The 16,710-nt window shown below is 72.0% G+C and carries 13 protein-coding genes; 8 read left to right on the top strand and 5 right to left on the bottom strand.

The features are described 5' to 3' along the window. Window positions 1-8: 8 nt before the first annotated feature. Complete coding sequence (locus ACPYN4_RS09475) at window positions 9-836, bottom strand: aldo/keto reductase (protein ID WP_287270553.1); 828 nt, start codon at window positions 834-836, stop codon at window positions 9-11. A 79-nt stretch (window positions 837-915) separates the two neighbouring features. Here ACPYN4_RS09475 and hrpA point away from each other — a divergent pair, with 79 nt between their 5' ends. Both hrpA and ACPYN4_RS09465 read left to right on the top strand, forming a co-directional pair. Then, window positions 916-4,815 (top strand): ATP-dependent RNA helicase HrpA, encoded by a 3,900-nt coding sequence (gene hrpA / locus ACPYN4_RS09470; protein ID WP_424446223.1) that lies wholly within the window; start codon window positions 916-918, stop codon window positions 4,813-4,815. 29 nt (window positions 4,816-4,844) lie between these two features. Then, window positions 4,845-5,786 carry a quinone oxidoreductase family protein gene (locus ACPYN4_RS09465; protein ID WP_239279618.1) on the top strand — a complete coding sequence of 314 codons (942 nt, stop codon included), beginning with the start codon at window positions 4,845-4,847 and terminating at the stop codon, window positions 5,784-5,786. 29 nt (window positions 5,787-5,815) lie between these two features. On the opposite strand, the gene ACPYN4_RS09460 is transcribed toward ACPYN4_RS09465, so the two are convergent. After that, window positions 5,816-7,168, bottom strand: coding sequence for a M20/M25/M40 family metallo-hydrolase (locus ACPYN4_RS09460; protein ID WP_424446222.1), 1,353 nt, complete (start codon window positions 7,166-7,168; stop codon window positions 5,816-5,818). Window positions 7,169-7,214: 46 nt separating this feature from the next. Here ACPYN4_RS09460 and ACPYN4_RS09455 point away from each other — a divergent pair, with 46 nt between their 5' ends. The 3 genes from ACPYN4_RS09455 (at window position 7,215) to ACPYN4_RS09445 (ending at window position 10,661) form a co-directional block, all read left to right on the top strand. Further along, a complete protein-coding gene (locus tag ACPYN4_RS09455; protein WP_424446221.1) occupies window positions 7,215-8,198 on the top strand; it encodes a Gfo/Idh/MocA family protein in 984 nt (327 codons plus the stop codon). 38 nt (window positions 8,199-8,236) lie between these two features. Further along, window positions 8,237-9,154, top strand: a complete 918-nt coding sequence (locus ACPYN4_RS09450) for an NYN domain-containing protein (protein WP_424446220.1) — start codon at window positions 8,237-8,239, stop codon at window positions 9,152-9,154. A gap of 124 nt (window positions 9,155-9,278) precedes the next feature. Next, complete coding sequence (locus ACPYN4_RS09445; protein ID WP_424446219.1) at window positions 9,279-10,661, top strand: MFS transporter; 1,383 nt, start codon at window positions 9,279-9,281, stop codon at window positions 10,659-10,661. Between the two features lie 92 nt (window positions 10,662-10,753). Here ACPYN4_RS09445 and ACPYN4_RS09440 read toward each other — a convergent pair whose 3' ends face one another. Then, window positions 10,754-11,134 (bottom strand): DoxX family protein, encoded by a 381-nt coding sequence (locus tag ACPYN4_RS09440; protein WP_281651868.1) that lies wholly within the window; start codon window positions 11,132-11,134, stop codon window positions 10,754-10,756. Between the two features lie 53 nt (window positions 11,135-11,187). On the opposite strand from ACPYN4_RS09440, the gene ACPYN4_RS09435 reads away from it, so the two are divergent. Both ACPYN4_RS09435 and ACPYN4_RS09430 read left to right on the top strand, forming a co-directional pair. After that, on the top strand, window positions 11,188-12,480 hold the full coding sequence (locus tag ACPYN4_RS09435; protein WP_281651867.1) for a DUF4921 family protein: 1,293 nt from the start codon (window positions 11,188-11,190) through the stop codon (window positions 12,478-12,480). Continuing rightward, on the top strand, window positions 12,477-13,622 hold the full coding sequence (locus tag ACPYN4_RS09430; protein WP_281651866.1) for a class I SAM-dependent methyltransferase: 1,146 nt from the start codon (window positions 12,477-12,479) through the stop codon (window positions 13,620-13,622). The genes ACPYN4_RS09435 and ACPYN4_RS09430 overlap by 4 nt, the downstream gene beginning before the upstream one ends. Here ACPYN4_RS09430 and ACPYN4_RS09425 read toward each other — a convergent pair. Beyond that, window positions 13,594-14,007, bottom strand: coding sequence for a DoxX family protein (locus tag ACPYN4_RS09425; protein ID WP_281651865.1), 414 nt, complete (start codon window positions 14,005-14,007; stop codon window positions 13,594-13,596). The genes ACPYN4_RS09430 and ACPYN4_RS09425 overlap by 29 nt on opposite strands. Next, window positions 14,007-14,417, bottom strand: a complete 411-nt coding sequence (locus ACPYN4_RS09420; protein WP_232321731.1) for a MarR family winged helix-turn-helix transcriptional regulator — start codon at window positions 14,415-14,417, stop codon at window positions 14,007-14,009. The genes ACPYN4_RS09425 and ACPYN4_RS09420 overlap by 1 nt, the downstream gene beginning before the upstream one ends. Window positions 14,418-14,543: 126 nt before the next feature. On the opposite strand from ACPYN4_RS09420, the gene ACPYN4_RS09415 reads away from it, so the two are divergent. Further along, window positions 14,544-16,682, top strand: a complete 2,139-nt coding sequence (locus ACPYN4_RS09415; protein ID WP_424446218.1) for a heavy metal translocating P-type ATPase — start codon at window positions 14,544-14,546, stop codon at window positions 16,680-16,682. Window positions 16,683-16,710 lie beyond the last annotated feature (28 nt).

The following is a 16,710-nucleotide window of genomic DNA, read 5'->3' as shown; positions in this document are numbered from 1 at the left end:
GCCGCCCGTCAGTTCACGTCGTCGGGGTGCGCCGACACCCGGCCGCCGCGCTCGAGAGCGGTGATCGCGGCCTGCTCGTCGGCGGTGAGCTCGAAGTCGAACACGTCGAGGTTCTCGCGGATGCGCGCGGAGCTCGTCGACTTCGGGAACACAATGTAGCCCTGCTGCAGGTGCCACCGCAGCACGACCTGCGCCGGCGTCTTGCCGTGCGCGGCGGCGGCCGCCGCGACGGGCTGCTCCTCGAACAGCGGGTACTTGCCCTGGCCGAGCGGACCCCAGGCCTCGATCAGGATGCCGTGGTCGGCGGCATACTGCGTGACGTCGCGCTGCTGGTAGGCGGGGTGCAGCTCGATCTGGTCGACGGCGGGCGTCACGCCGGTCGCGGCGATGATCTCGTCGAGGTGTCGCGGAAGGTGGTTGGAGACGCCGATCGAGCGGGCCTTTCCGGCATCCCGGATCTGCACGAGCTTCTCCCACGCGTTGATGTACGTGCCCCGCGCCGGCGCCGGCCAGTGCACGAGGTAGAGGTCGACTGCCTCGAGGCCCAGCTTCTCCAGGCTCTCGTCGATCGCCGCGAGCGGCTCGTTCTCGCCCTGCCGGTCGTTCCACAGCTTCGTCGTGATGAACAGCTCGTCACGCGGGATGCCGCTCGCGGCGAGCGCGCGCCCCACCCCCTCCTCGTTGCCGTAGATCGCGGCGGTGTCGATGTGCCGGTAGCCGGCCTCGAGCGCGTCGGCGACGATCCGCTCGGTCTCGGCGGGGTCGACCTTGAACACGCCGAAGCCGAGCTGGGGGATCGTGTGGCCGTCGTTGAGGGTGAGCGTGGGAATCGTCATGCCTCCAGGGTACGCACGCCCGGAGCGCCGTCGCCCGGTCGTACCGCGACGGCACCGCCCGCTCGTAGGATGGAGGGCTATGCCTTCTCCCGATCCCGTCATCTCCTATCCCCCGGAGCTGCCCGTCAGCGCCGCGCGGGACGAGATCGGGCGCGCGATCGACGGGCACCAGGTGGTGATCGTCGCGGGCGCCACCGGGTCGGGCAAGACGACGCAGCTGCCGAAGATCTGCCTCGAGCTCGGCCGCACCCGGATCGCGCACACGCAGCCGCGCCGCATCGCCGCCCGCACGATCGCGGAGCGCATCGCCGAGGAACTGCAGGTGCCGCTCGGCGGCGCCGTCGGCTACAAGGTGCGCTTCACCGATCAGGTCTCGGCCGACACGAAGATCGCGCTCGTCACCGACGGCATCCTGCTGAACGAGATCCACCGCGACCGGCTGCTGCGCCGCTACGACACGATCATCGTCGACGAAGCGCACGAGCGGTCGCTGAACATCGACTTCCTGCTCGGCTACCTCGCCCGCATCCTGCCGGAGCGCCCCGACCTCAAGGTCATCATCACGTCGGCGACGATCGACCCGGAGAGCTTCGCCCGGCACTTCGCCGCGCCCGGCGGCGACCCCGCCCCCATCGTCGAGGTGTCGGGGCGCACGTATCCCGTCGAGATCCGCTACCGCAGTCCTGACGAGGACCCGGACGACGTCGACACGCTCCTCGCGGCCCTCCGCGAGCTCGACCGCGAACCCGACGGCGATGTGCTCGTCTTCCTCCCCGGCGAGGCCGAGATCCGCGACGCGGCGGATGCCGTGCGCGGCATGTACGCGAAGGATGCCCGGCCGACCGAGGTCCTCCCGCTGTACGGCCGCCTGTCCGCAGCCGAGCAGCACCGCGTCTTCGAGCCCTCGCGCATTGCGGGCGTCCGCCGCCGGGTGATCCTCGCCACGAACGTCGCCGAGACGAGCCTCACCGTGCCCGGCATCCGCTACGTCGTCGATGCAGGGACGGCGCGCATCTCGCGCTACAGCGTGCGCTCGAAGGTGCAGCGCCTGCCGATCGAGGCCATCTCGCAGGCGTCGGCGCAGCAGCGCTCCGGCCGCGCCGGCCGCACCTCCGACGGCATCGCGATCCGGCTGTACGGCGAGGAGGATTTCCTCGCCCGCCCGGAGTACACCGAGCCCGAGATCCTGCGGACCTCGCTCGCATCGGTGATCCTGCAGATGCTCGCGCTCGGCTTCGGAGACATCGAGGAGTTCCCGTTCCTCACCATGCCCGACAGCCGGGGCGTCAAGGCGGCGTTCGAGCTGCTCACCGAGCTGCGGGCCGTCACCGCCTCGCGGCGGCTCACCAAGCTCGGCCGCGAGATCGCGCGGCTGCCGATCGACCCGCGCTTCGCGCGCATGCTCATCGAGGCCCGTCGGCTCGGCGTCACTCGCGACGTGCTCGCGATCGTCGCGGGTCTGTCGATCCAGGACGTCCGCGAGCGCCCCTCGGCCGACGACGGTGCCGCACGCGAGCAGGCCGACCGGCTGCACGCCCGGTTCGCCGACCCGACGAGCGACTTCCTCAGCATCCTGAATCTCTGGAATCACCTGCAGGATCAGCAGCGCGAGCTCGGCTCGAGCGCGTTCCGCCGCATGTGCCGCGCCGAGTACCTCAACTACGTGCGGGTGCGCGAGTGGTTCGACGTGCACCGTCAGCTCCGTCAGCTCACCGGCCCGTCGACAGGCGCGCCCGAGGGCGCCGCCGATCCGGCGCTCGTGCACCGCGCGATCCTGGCCGGGCTCCTCTCGCACATCGGGATCCTCGACACCCGCTCGGTCTCCCGGACGGTGCCCGACAAGCGCAAGAAGCCGATCGCCGAGTACCGCGGCGCGCGCGGCGCGAAGTTCTCGATCTTCCCCGGCTCCGCCCTGCGCAAGGCCTCGCCCGACGCCGTGATGGCAGCCGAGCTCGTGGAGACCTCGCGGTTGTACGCGCGCACCGTCGCCGTCATCGACCCGGCGTGGGCCGAGGAGCTCGCCGGCGATCTGGCGCACCGGCAGCTCAGCGACCCGCACTGGTCGAAGGATGCCGGTGCCGCCGTGGCGGCCGAGAAGGTCACCCTGTTCGGAGTGGAGATCATCCCGCGCCGGCGCGTGCAGCTGGCGCGCATCGACCGCGAGCAGGCCCGCGAGCTGTTCCTGCGGCACGCCCTCGTCGAGGGCGAGTGGAGCGTCGCGCACCTGGACAAGAAGCTGACGGCGTTCGAGCGGCGGAACCTGGAGCTGCGCCGGCGGCTCGAGAAGGTCGAGGAGCGGGAGCGTCGCCGCGACATCCTCGTCGGCGACGAAGCGGTGTTCGCGTTCTACGACGCGCGCATCCCGCAGGACGTCTTCGACGTGCGGTCGTTCGAGACGTGGTGGCGCGAGGCGTCGACCCGCACCCCGCATCTGCTCGATCTGACCGAGGCCGACCTGCTCGATGACGCCGCGCGCTCGGACGAGCGGGACTTCCCGGGCCGGTGGACGCAGGGCGACCAGGTGCTCTCGCTCGCCTACCGCTTCGAGCCCGGCAGCCCCGAGGACGGCGTCAGCGTCGTCGTCCCGCTGCCGCTGCTGGCGGGCCTGCGGCCCGACGGCTTCGACTGGCAGGTGCCGGGCCTGCGCGCCGAGCTCGTCACCGCGCTGCTGAAGGCGCTCCCCAAAGCGATCCGCCGTCATGTCGTGCCGGCGGCGGACTGGGCCGCGAAGCTCGGTGAGGAGATCGCCGGCGACGGCCCCGAGCACCACGACGGCCTCCCCGCCCAGTCGCTGCGGGCCGCTCTGGCCCAGCGCATCCAGCGGGTCGCGAACCAGCCGGTCACGCCGGCGGACTTCGACCTCGACCGCGTCCCGGCGCACCTCGGCATGACCTTCCGCGCCGTCGACCACCGCGGCCGCACCGTCGGCACCTCCCGCGACCTCGCCGACTTGCAGTCCCGTCTCGCCGGCCGTGCGCGCGAGCAGGTCGCCCGCACGCTCGCCCGTCCCGGCGCCTCGGCACGGTCCGGTCCCGGGCCGGCCGGCGGCGCCATCGCGCGGGATGCCGGGGCGGGGGCGGCACCGGGAGGCGTGCCCGCGGCATCCGTCGTCGAACGGACCGGCCTTCTCACGTGGGACATCGGCACGCTCCCCGAGGTCGTCGACACGAAGGTCGCCGGCGGCGTCGTGCGCGGCTACCCGGCCCTGGTGGACGAGAAGGAGAGCGTGGCCCTGCGGATCGAGGCAACGCCCGAGCGCGCCGCCCGGCTGACCCACGCGGGGGTGCGCCGTCTGCTGCTGCTCGCGGTGCCCTCGCCCAGCGCGTACGTCCTGGATCACCTCACCGCCGCCGAGAAGCTCTCGCTCGCGGCATCGCCGTACCCGTCGGCGAAGGCGCTCATCGAAGACGCCCGCATCGCCGTCGCCGACGCGGTCCTCGCGCGGACGGCGCCGGGCGGCGTCCGCACTCCGGAGCAGTTCGCCGCCGCCCGCGATGCCTTCTCGGCCGCGGTCGTCGACGAGCTGTTCCAGGCGGTGTCGCTGACCGCCCGCATCCTCACGCTGCAGCGCGACGTCGAGCGGGCGATCAAGGCGCAGAACTCGATGACGCTGCTCGCCGCCCTCGGCGACGTCAAGGCGCAGCTGGCGGGTCTCGTCTTCGGCGGGTTCATCTCCCGCACGGGCCTCGCGCGGCTGGCGCACCTCCCCCGGTACCTGCAGGGCGCCCTGGAGCGGGTGCAGCGTCTCGCCGACAATCCCGGCCGCGACCGTCAGCGGATGACCGAGTTCGAGCGCGCGGCGACGCTCTACGCCGAGGCCGGGGGCACGCTGCCGCTCGCGCCGGATGCCGCGGCGCACCTCGCCCGCGCGCGGTGGCTGCTCGAGGAGTACCGGGTGAGCCTGTTCGCCCAGCAGCTGGGCACGGCAGAGCAGGTGTCGCTGCAGCGCGTGACGAAGGCGCTCGCCGGCAAGGAATAGGTTCCGCCACGGCCGCGGTTGCACCCGATATGAGCACCGCCATCGTGTACACCGAGTTCGGAGGACCCGAGGTCCTCACCGCCACCGAGATCGCCGTGCCCGCTCCGGCCGCCGGCGAGGTCGCCGTCCGCGTCGAGGCGGCCGGCGTGAACCCCATCGACTACAAGCTGCGCGCGGGGCTGCGCGTGTCGGCGCCGATCACCGAACCGCGCCGTGTCGGGTCGGATGCCGCGGGCATCGTCACCGCCGTCGGCGACGGCGTCGAGGGCTACCGTGTCGGCCAGCCGGTCGTCGTGTTCGGCGCGAGCGGAGCGTACGCCTCCGACATCGTGGTGCGGGCGGAGAATCTCGTGCCGCGGCCGCCGCAGGTCTCCGCCTCCGAGGGCGCTGCCCTCGGCATCCCCGTCGGCACGGCGTACCAGACGCTGCGTTCGCTCGCCGTCGGCGCCGGCGACACGGTCCTCATCCACGGCGGTTCGGGCGCGGTCGGCCAGGCCGCGATCCAGTACGCGGTGCTCTTCGGGGCGACGGTGCTCGCGACGACCAGCGACCGTCGCGCCGACCGGGTGCGCGCACTGGGCGCAACGCCCCTGCCCTACGGCGAGGGCGTCGTGGCGCGGGTGCGCGAGCTCGCCCCGCAGGGCGTCACCGTCGCGATCGACCTCGCCGGAACCGACGAGGCGCTCGCGCAGTCGATCGAACTCGTCGCCGACAAGAGCCGCATCGCCACACTGGTGCGGGGCAAGGATGCCGCGGGCCTCGGCATCCGTGCCTTCAGCGGCGGCAACCCGGTGCCGCTGACCGACCAGGAGCAGGCGTGGCGCGCCGAGGCCATCCCGGTCACGGTCGCCCTCCTCGCCGCGGGCCGCTTCAGCGTCGAGCTCGCCGAGCAGCTGCCGCTGGCCGACGCCGCCGAGGCGCACCGCCTCGTGGAGGCCGGCGCCGACGGCAAGGTCGTGCTCGTCCCCTGACCTCGCGCCCCGCCAGCGGCGAAAGGCTCTCAGCTGGCGGCGATGAGGTCGCGGTAGAAGCCGATCCCCCGCAGCCACACCTGCACCCGGATGCGCTCGTTGTGCGAGTGCAGCGCGTCGCGCTCGGCGCGGGTGAGGTGGAACGGGGTGAAGCGGTAGACGTGCGCGCTGATCGCCGTGAACCAGCGGCTGTCACTCGCGCCGAGCTGGATGTACGGCGTCGTCACGATGTTCTCACCCGAGCTCGAATCACTCAGCGCCGAGGCGACCGCGCCGGCGACGCGCCGCCACGGCTCCCCACGCCACGGCGAGACGGGTGACGGGTCGGAGCCGTGACGCACCTCGACCTCGACCTCCGGGTCGGCGATCACGCGGCGCACGTAGTCGGTGGCGGATGCCACAGTGTCGCCCGTCAGCAGACGGATGTTGACCGCGGCGCGCGCCGTCGTGGCGAGCACGTTCTCGCCCGGCGCGCCGGAGAGCTCCGTCGCCACCGCGGTCGTGCGGACGAGGGCGTTCATCTCGGGCCCGAGCCGCGGGAACACCCGTGCGAGCAGCGGACCGGTCAGCGCAAGGTTGCCGAACACCCACCGCAGCGGCTGCGGGGCGTGCGGCGCGAGGGTCGCGAACAGGGCGCGCACGGGCGGCGCGATGCGCACCGGGAACGGATGCCGGTGCAGTCGCCCGATCGCGCGCGCGAGCCGCGCCGTCGCGGGGAACGCGGGCGGCGTGGACGCGTGGCCGCCGCCTTCGCGCGCCGTCAGCAGCGCCGTCATGACACCGCGCTCGGCGACCCCGACCATCGCCGTCGGCACCGTGACGCCCGGGACGACACCCTCGACGACCGCGCCGCCCTCGTCGATGACGAGTCCGGGGCGCACGCCGCGCTCCCGCAGCAGGTCCACCACGGCGCGCGCCCCGCCGCCGGCCGTCTCCTCGTTGTGCCCGAACGAGAGATACACATCGCGGATGGGGCGGAAGTCCGACCCGGCGAGCTGCTCGACGGCTTCGAGGATCGCCACGAGCGAGCCCTTGTCGTCGATCGCTCCCCGCGCGTGGATCGCGGCATCCACCCCGTCGCCCACGATCTCCGCCGCGAACGGCAGCCGGTCCCACTCTTCCTCGACCACCGGCACGACGTCGTAGTGCGCCATGAGCACGAGGGGGTCGGATGCGGCGGCGCCCGGCCACCGGTACAGGAGCGAGTGCCCGTCGACGATCTCGCGCTCGAGGCGCTCGTGCGTCCGCGGGTACAGGCGTGGCAGCGCTGCGACGAACGCGTCGAACGGCTCCCACTCGATCTCGGTCTCGTCGGCGTGCGACACGGTCGGGAGCTGCAGCAGCTCGCGGAACCGCGCGACGGCGGCGTCGTTGTCGGGCATCACGCGTCGAGCCTACGCCGCGCGCACGCGCCACTAGGCTCGGTCCATGACTGAGATCCGCTGGGGAATCCTCGCCACGGGCGGCATCGCCCACGCCTTCACGCAGGACCTCCGCACGGCGGGTCGCACCGTCACCGCGGTCGGGTCACGAAACGCCGACTCGGCCCGTGCCTTCGCCGCCGAGTACGACATCCCGCACGCGCACGGCTCGTACGAGGAGCTCGTCGCCGATCCGGACGTCGACATCGTCTACATCGCCTCCCCGCACAGCCATCACCGTGACCACGCGATCCTGGCGCTCGAGGCCGGCAAACACGTCCTGATCGAGAAGGCGGTGACGCTGGATGCCGACGAGGCGATCGCGATCCGCGATATCGCCGCAGGCCGCGGCCTTCTCGCGATGGAGGCCATGTGGACCCGGTACCTGCCGCACATGATCCGCATCCGCGAGATCATCGCCGACGGCGCGCTGGGCGAGGTGCGGGCGGTGATCGCCGACCACACTCAATCGCTTCCCACCGACCCGGAGCACCGTCTCAACGCCCTGGAGCTCGGCGGCGGCGCCCTGCTCGACCTCGGCATCTACCCGGTGTCGTTCGCGTGGGACGTCCTCGGCCCGATGACCGGCATCCGCGCGATCGGCCGTCTCGGCGAGACCGGCGCCGATACCGAGGTCGCGATCGCCGCGAGCCACACCGGCGGGGCCGTGTCGTCCCTCGTGGTGAGTTCGCGCGCCGCGGGACCCAACACGGCATCCGTCATCGGCACCGAGGCCCGCATCGACATCGACCGGATCTGGTACACGCCGACCGCGTTCCGCGTCACCGCGACCGACGGCACCGTGATCGAGGAGTACCGCTCCGAGGTCGAGGGCCGCGGCATGCATTACCAGGCCCGCTATGCCGAGCAGCTCATCGCGGAGGGCCGGACCGACAGCGACCTGCTCCCCTTCGACGAGTCGGTCGCGATCATGGCCGCCCTCGACGACATGCGCGCCCAGCTGGGCGTGTCCTACCCGACGCACCGCTGAGCGTCGTCGAGCCCACCCGCGCCTGTCACACTGGGGATATGCCCGACCTGCAGAACCCCCGCGTCGCCGTCTACCTGGACTTCGACAACATCGTCATGAGCTGGTACGACCGCGTGCACGGGCGCAACGCCTATGCCGCCGACCGGCAGAAGATCATCGCCGACCCCGACCAGCCCGAGATCGCCCAGAAGCTGAAGGACGCGACGATCGATGTCGGCGCGATCATCGACTATGCGGCATCCTTCGGCACCCTCGTTCTCACCCGGGCATATGCCGACTGGTCCTCCCCGGTCAACGCGTTCTACCGCACGCAGCTCGTCGCGCGCGCCGTCGACCTCGTGCAGCTGTTCCCCGCCGCCGCCTACGCGAAGAACGGCGCTGATATCCGTCTCGCCGTCGACACCGTCGAGGACATGTTCCGCCTGCCCGACCTCACCCACGTCGTGATCGTCGCCGGCGACAGCGACTACGTCCCGCTCGCGCAGCGCTGCAAGCGTCTCGGCCGCGTCGTCGTGGGCGTCGGGGTGGCGGGATCGACCGCGAAATCGCTCGCCGCCGCGTGCGACCAGTTCGACGCGTACGACTCCCTGCCGGGTGTGACACCTCCCGAGAAGCCCGTCGCGAAGAAGACGACGGATGCCGTGGCCGCGCCCGCCACGACCGGCTCGCGTCGCCGCAAGAAGCCCGAAGACCCGACCGCCGAGCTGTTGCGCCGTGCCCTCATCCTCGATCGCGAGCGCACCGACGACGAGTGGGTGCACCTGTCCGCGGTGAAGAACCTGCTCAAGCGCATGGACCCGTCCTTCAGCGAGAAGGCGCTCGGGCACCGGTCGTTCTCCGACTTCGTCAAGGCGCATCCGACGATCGCCGACATTGACGAGACGACCAACATCGTGCGCGTGCGCCTGCACAACGCAGAGGACGCCGCCGCCCCGCAGGATTCCGACACCGTCTGATCGGCGTGCGTGGTCGCACACCGACTGTGCACAGCTGACCCTTGTACCTGAACCACCTCTCAGGTAACGTCGCTGACCGCGGCATCCCCTCGCCGCGCAGCGCTCTACAAGGAGGTATCAGCGCATGGCTTCAGCCACCGCATCCGGCGCCCCGTACAAGGAATCCAGCCTTCGCCGGGTCGTCACCGCATCCATGGCGGGCACTGTCGTCGAGTGGTATGAGTTCTTCCTCTACGCCACCGCCGCGACGCTCGTCTTCAACATCATCATGTTCCCGCCGTCGGACGATCCGTACACCCCGATCATCCAGGCGTTCCTCACCTACGCCGTCGGCTTCATCGCCCGCCCGCTCGGCGGCATCGTGTTCGGCCACTTCGGCGACAAGTACGGCCGCAAGAAGCTGCTGCAGCTCGCGATCATCCTCGTCGGTGCGGCGACCTTCCTCATGGGCTGCCTGCCGACCTTCGACCAGATCGGCTACTGGGCCGTGGCGCTGCTGATCTTCCTGCGCTTCGTGCAGGGCTTCGCCGTCGGCGGCGAATGGGGCGGCGGCGTCTTGCTCGTCGCGGAGCACTCCCCCGACAAGACCCGTGGCTTCTGGGCCTCATTCCCGCAGGCCGCGGTGCCCATCGGCAACCTGATCGCGACGATCGTGCTCCTCGTGCTGTCGTCGACGCTGTCGCAGGAGGCGTTCCTCGCGTGGGGGTGGCGCATCGGCTTCTGGCTGTCGATCGTCATCGTCGCGATCGGCTACTACGTGCGCACCCGCATCACCGACGCGAAAATCTTCGTCGACGCCCAGAAGGAGGTCGAGCAGCAGGAGCAGGTGCGTTACGGCGTGCTCGAGGTGCTCAAGCGGTACCCGCGCGGCGTCATCACCGCGATGGGCCTGCGCTTCGCCGAGAACATCATGTACTACCTCGTCGTCACGTTCTCGATCACGTACCTTCGCGTCTACCTCGAGATGGATGTCGCCGCGATCCTCACGTGGCTGCTGATCGCCCACGTCGTCCACATGATCGTCGTGCCGCTCGTCGGTGCCCTCGCCGACCGGCTGGGCCGTAAGCCCGTCTACGCGATCGGCGCCGTGGGAGCCGCCGCGTGGGGCTTCATCGCGTTCCCGATGTTCAATACGAAGGACCCGCTGATCATCATCCTGGCCGTGTGCCTGGGCCTGGTGATCCACTCGTTCATGTACGCGCCGCAGCCGGCGATCATGTCGGAGATGTTCCCCACGCGCATGCGCTACTCCGGCGTCTCCCTGGGGTATCAGGTGACCTCGATCGTCGCCGGATCGCTCGCCCCGATCATCGCGACGGCGCTGCTGTCGGCGTACGGCACCTACATCCCGGTGGCGGTGTATCTCGCGATCGCCGCAGCGATCACACTCGTCGCGGTGATCTCGCTGCGCGAGACCAACGGCATCTCGCTGCACGACGTCGACCGGGTCGACCGGGAGCGCCTCATCGCCGAGACCGGTGCCGTGAAGGTGCCGACGACACGCTGACCCGCGTCGTCAGGAGGGGCGGATGCCGCGGCATCCGCCCCTCGTCGCGTGTCAGCGGAGGAACTGCAGGACGGCGGTCATTCCCGCGGGCATCAGTCGCGCGTCGCCCAGATCGCCCAGGCGACGAGCACCGGCTGGAACAGCAGCCGCAGGTAGCGGGCGCGGTCGTCGTCGAGGCCGAAGCCCTTGCGCTTGCCGACGGCCTGCGCGATGTTGCCGGGGAAGATCGCGACGAAGAACGCGGCGAGGATGCCGCCGATGCGCCGCCGCTCCTTCGGCAGCACGACCAGCGCTGCTCCCAGCATCATCTCGACTGCTCCCGACGCCACGACGACGCCGTCCTTGTCGATGGGCAGAACCTCGGTCACGACGTCGGGGACCTGCGCCTGGAACTCCTTCCGCGCCCAGAACAGGTGGGAGAGTCCGGCGAAGACCATGGCCGCCGCCAGTAGCCAGCGTGTGAACGTCCTCATCGGGCCAGTATGCCCGCGATCGGCGCCCCGGGGGCCGTCGGTAGGCTGGAGGGGTGGGCGACGGGGCGAATTCTGCGATCAGGCGACTTCCCGACGGGACCGTCAAGCAGATCGGCCCCCTCACCGGGACCCGGGTGTGGACGGTGCCGGGGCGCGCGAACCGCCCGCTGGCGACGCCGCCGGAGCACGCCCGTGCCCTCGCGCCCGGCGAAGAGGGACGCCTGTGCGCCTTCTGCAGCGACCGCTACCTCGAGACCACCCCCGAGAAGGCGCGCCTCGTCGGGCCGGACTTCACCGAGACCCGGCACGTGGCGGCATCCGACCTGACCGACACGAGCGCCGAGTTCCGCCGGTTCGGGAACCTCTTCGAGATCGTGTCGGCCGAGTACTGGCGCGAGAACCACGGATTCCGCCAGCCGGCCGCGGTGTTCGAGTGGGCGCAGGAGTACCTGTCCGACCCCGTCGGGCGCGTGCACATCGAGAAGCTCGCCGAGATCCGCGCCGCGGCGACGGGCACCGCGGTCAGCCTGGAGGAGGCCGCGCTCGACCTCCTCGGTGGGTCGCACGACGTCGTCGTCGCGCGCCGGCACGTCGTCGACGGCGCGACGACCGACGCCGAGCTGGCGTCGTCGGGCACGCTCACCCCCGACGAGCACGCCGCGTACGTCGCGTTCACGGTGCGTTCGCTCGCAGAGATCCAGGCCGCGCAGCCGTACGCCGCGTACGTGGCCGTCTTCCAGAACTGGCTGCGCCCCGCGGGCGCGTCGTTCGAGCACCTGCACAAGCAGCTCGTCGCGATCGACGAGTACGGCCCGCAGGTCGACCACGAGCTGCGGCTGCTCGCACACAGCCGCGACCTGTACCAGCGGGAGATCGCCGACCTCGCCGTCGCGGAGGGGCTCGTCGTCGCGGCGACCGACGGCGCCGTCGCGTTCGCCGGTGTCGGGCATCGCTACCCCGCGTTTGAGGTGTTCTCGACCTCCGAGGCGAATCTGCCGCAGGAGCATTCCGCCGCCGGCATCCGTGCGGTCTCCGACCTGCTGCACGCGCTGCACGCGGCGACGGGCGTGCACGTGCCGACGAACGAGGAGTGGCACTATCGGCCGCCCGGCGCCCCGTGGCCCATGCCCTGGCGCATCGTGCTGAAGTGGCGCATCTCGAACCCGGCGGGCTTCGAGGGCGGCACGAAGATCCACGTCAATACGATCGACCCGTGGGAGCTGCGCCGTCGCGCGGTCGAGACGCTACTGCGGCTGCGCGACGAGGGCGTGATCGCCGCGGGCATCCGCATCGGCGACGAGTGCGCGCCCACCGATGCGCAGCTGCGCTACGCGGATGCGCCGTGAGCTTCCCGTTCGATGCCTTGCGTCGCCGGCCCGACATCGAGGGCGAGGGCCTCGTCGCCGCGGATGCCGCGGACCGGCTGATCCTCGACGAGTCGGCCGCCGCGCGCGCCGGCGCCGCGACGGGCGACGTGGTCGTGATCGGCGACACGTACGGCGCGCTGGCGCTGGGTTCGGCGGGGGACGGATGCCGCGGCATCCGCGTGCACCAGGACGCGCTCTCCGGCGAGCGCGCGCTCGCGGCGAACGCCGCAGAGCTCGGGCTCGCCGACGCGGTCGTGTCGCATGCCGAACTCGACGCGGAGCTCGTGCGCGGCGCGCGGGTCGTGCTGCTGCGTCTGCCGCGATCGCTCGACGCACTGCGCGACGTCGCAGGGGTCATCGCCGCGCACGCGCATCCCGACGTCGTGGTCGTCGCGGGCGGCCGGCTCAAGCACATGACGGTCGCGATGAACGACGTGCTGCGCGAGGTGTTCGACCGCGTCGACGTGTCGCACGCCCGGCAGAAGTCGCGCGTGCTGATCGCGCGCGGCCCGCACGGCGGCGGCGACCCCGCGCCGCGGGCGGCGCGGGTCGAGGTGCCGGGCGTGCCCGGCGGCCTCGAGGTGCGGGCCTTCGGCGGAGCGTTCGCGGGCGCGCGGCTCGACATCGGCACCCGGATGCTGCTGACAGCGCTGGCCGAGGCGCCGGAACTGCCGGGCGGCACGGGCGGCGACCCGTGGATCGACCTCGCGTGCGGGACGGGGATCGTCGCGGCATCCTTGGCCCTGCGGCATCCGGCAGCCGCGGTGTACGCGACCGACCAGTCGGCGGCGGCCGTCGCATCGGCGCGGGCGACGATGCGGGCGAACGGGGTCTCCGACCGGGTGGTCGTCGCGCGCGACGACGGGCTGTCCGCGCGCCGTGATGCGAGCGCGTCGTTCATCGCGCTGAACCCGCCGTTCCACTCCGGCGCGGCGCTGACGACGGGCATCGCCGAGCGGCTCTTCACCGACGCGGCGCGCGTGCTGCGGCCGGGCGCCGAGCTGTGGTGCGTGTGGAACTCGCCGCTGCGCTACCGTCCGGCGCTGGAGCGCCTGGTCGGTCCGACCCGCCAGGTGGCGCGCGACCCGAAGTTCACCGTGACGGTGTCGACGCGGCGCTGACGCCGGCGCCCGAACCCGCCCAGACGGCCCAGGCGACGAGCACGGGCTGCAGGAACAGCCGCGCGAGGCGCTTGGCATCGGTGTCGAGGCCGGGCGCCGAGGTGCCCTGCTGCCACTGGTGGACGTTGCCGGGGAAGACCGCGACGAAGAAGACCGCGATCGCGAGCCCGACCCGACGGCGCTCGCGGGGAAGCAGGGCGAGAGCGAGGCCGAGCATGACCTCGACGACGCCCGAGACGACGACGATGGTGTCCTTGTCGGTGCGGAGCAGTCGCGTCGCCCAGTCGGGGACGGCGATGCGAAATCCTCGGCGCAGGGTCGTCAGGTGCCCGACGCCCGCCGCGACGAGGAGCGCTGCCAGGCTCCAGCGTGCGAGCGCACGCATCAGACGATGCCGGCGCGGATGCCGTCGAGGGATGCCGCGACTTTGGGCAGCCGCTGAGCGAGGGCGCCGTCGAGTTCGGCGAGGCGATCGCGGGCGTCCTGCAGCACCCGCGCCCCCTTCGGGGTGACGTGCAGGTCGCTGGCGGCGCCGGCGTGCGAGGTGGCGTCTTCGACGAGCCCCTCGTCGACGAGCGTGCGGACGGCGGTGTGCGCGGACTGCACCGTGATGTGCGAGCGGCGGGCGAGCTCGGAGAACGAGATGCCCGGCTCGGCGTAGATGTGGCCCAGCAGGCCGAACTTGCGGGTCGTGATGCCGAGGTCCTTGAGGATCGCCGAGAGCTGGCCTTCCCAGGCAGCCGACACGGCCAGCAGCGCGATGACGGGGCTGAAGCGCTGCGGCTGCTGTGTCATGGGCACCATGCTAGCGATCCGCCCGCGCCCCGGGCGTCAGGCCGCGCCGGAAATACCCCCCGGGGGTATTATGTTCGTGTCGGCGAGGCGCTCTCACCCGGGGCGTCCGGACCAAGGAGCGAGATCATGAGCGACCCGCACGTACACCATCACTCCCCCACGATGACGTCACATCCCGGCGATCACGGGGACCACGCTGCGCACGCCGGGCACCCCGACCACACCGGGCACCCCGACAACACCGAGCACCCGGACCACGCCGGCCACGGCGACCACGCCGGCCACGCCGGGCACGTCGAACGGTTCCGGCGGCTGTTCTGGATCAACCTGCTGCTCGCGGTGCCGGTCGTGGCGTTCTCGCCCATGTTCGCGATGATCCTGGGCTACACCGTGCCTGGCTGGGCGATGTGGATCGCGCCGCTGCTGGGCACCGTGATGTTCTTCTGGGGCGGCTGGCCGTTCCTCACCGGGGCGGTCGACGAGCTTCGCACGCGCAGGCCCGGCATGATGCTGCTCATCGGGCTCGCGATCTCCGTCGCGTTCGCCGCGTCGTGGGGGGCGACGCTGGGCCTGCTCGATCACGCACTCGAGTTCTGGTGGGAGCTCGCGCTGCTCATCGTGATCATGCTGCTCGGGCATTGGATCGAGATGCGCTCGCTCGCGCAGACCACCTCCGCCCTCGATTCGCTGGCGGCGCTGCTGCCGGACGAAGCGGAGCGCGTCGAGGGAGACCGCGTCGTCACGGTGGCGCCGATCGACCTGCGCGTCGGCGATGTGGTGGTCGTGCGGCCCGGTGGCAGCGTGCCGGCGGACGGTCGGATCGTGGACGGCCGCGCCGAGATGGACGAGTCGATGGTCACGGGTGAGTCCCGCACCGTCGCACGGAGTGTCGGTGACCCCGTCACCGCCGGCACGGTCGCCACCGATTCCGGGCTGCGCGTCGAGGTCACCGCAACGGGCGACGACACGGCGCTGGCGGGGATCGGGCGCCTCGTCGCCGCGGCGCAGGCGTCGTCATCACGGGCGCAGCGGATCGCGGATCGCGCCGCGGCGCTGCTGTTCTGGTTCGCACTCGGCGCAGCCGTGGTCACCGCGGTCGTGTGGACCGTCGTCGGGATGCCGGATGACGCGGTCGTCCGGGCGATCACGGTGCTGGTGATCGCGTGCCCGCACGCGCTCGGCCTCGCGATTCCGCTGGTCGTGTCCATTGCCACCGAGCGCGCGGCGAAGGGCGGCGTGCTCGTGAAGGACCGCCTCGCGCTGGAGAGCATGCGCACGGTCGATGTGGTCGTGTTCGACAAGACCGGCACCCTCACGCGCGGCGAGCCGACGGTCACGCACGTCGCTGTCGCGGGGACGGCGGATGCGGACGAGCTGCTGGCGCTCGCCGCGGCAGCCGAGACCGACAGCGAGCACCCGCTCGCGCGCGCGATCGTCCGTGCCGCCGAGGAGCGCGGCCTGACCGTTCCCGCCTCGTCGAGCTTCTCCTCCTCCCCCGCCGTCGGAGTGACGGCGACCGTCGGCGGCCGCGAGGTGCGGGTGGGCGGGCCGCGCCTGCTCGATGAACTCGGGGCTGCCGAGGTCACCGAAGCAGAGGGCTGGCGCACGGAGGGCGCGATCATCCTGCACGTCGCCGTCGACGGCACCGTGATCGGCGGGCTGGCGCTCGCGGACGAGGTGCGGCCGGAGTCTCGCGACGCCGTCGATGCGCTGCACGCCGCCGGCGTTCAGGTGGTGATGATCACCGGCGACGCGGATGCCGTCGCGCAGACCGTCGGAGCGGAGCTCGGCATCGATCGGGTGTACGCCGGGGTGCGGCCGGAGGACAAGGCCACGAAGATCGGCGAGCTGCAGGCCGAGGGGCTGCGGGTCGCCATGGTCGGCGACGGCGTGAACGATGCTCCCGCGCTCGCGCAGGCCGATGTGGGGATCGCGATCGGTGCCGGGACGGATGTCGCGATCGCGTCGGCCGGGGTCATCCTGGCCGGCTCCGACCCGCGCAGCGTGCTGTCGGTGATCGAGCTGTCGCGGGCCGCATATCGGAAGATGACGCAGAACCTGTGGTGGGCCGCCGGGTACAACCTGATCTCGGTGCCGCTCGCGGCCGGGGTGCTCGCACCGATCGGGTTCGTGCTGCCGATGTCGGTCGGGGCGATCCTGATGTCGCTGTCGACCATCGTCGTCGCCCTCAACGCTCAGCTGCTGCGCCGCCTCGATCTGACGCCCGAGGCGAGCGCCCGCGCCGTGCGCGAGCGCGCCGCCTGATCGCCGATCGCGCGCGCTGACGCCGGTC

This window comes from Microbacterium sp. CH-015, from assembly GCF_049707015.1.
Lineage (GTDB): Bacteria > Actinomycetota > Actinomycetes > Actinomycetales > Microbacteriaceae > Microbacterium > Microbacterium aurum.
This window is presented reverse-complemented; position numbering and strand designations above follow the sequence as displayed.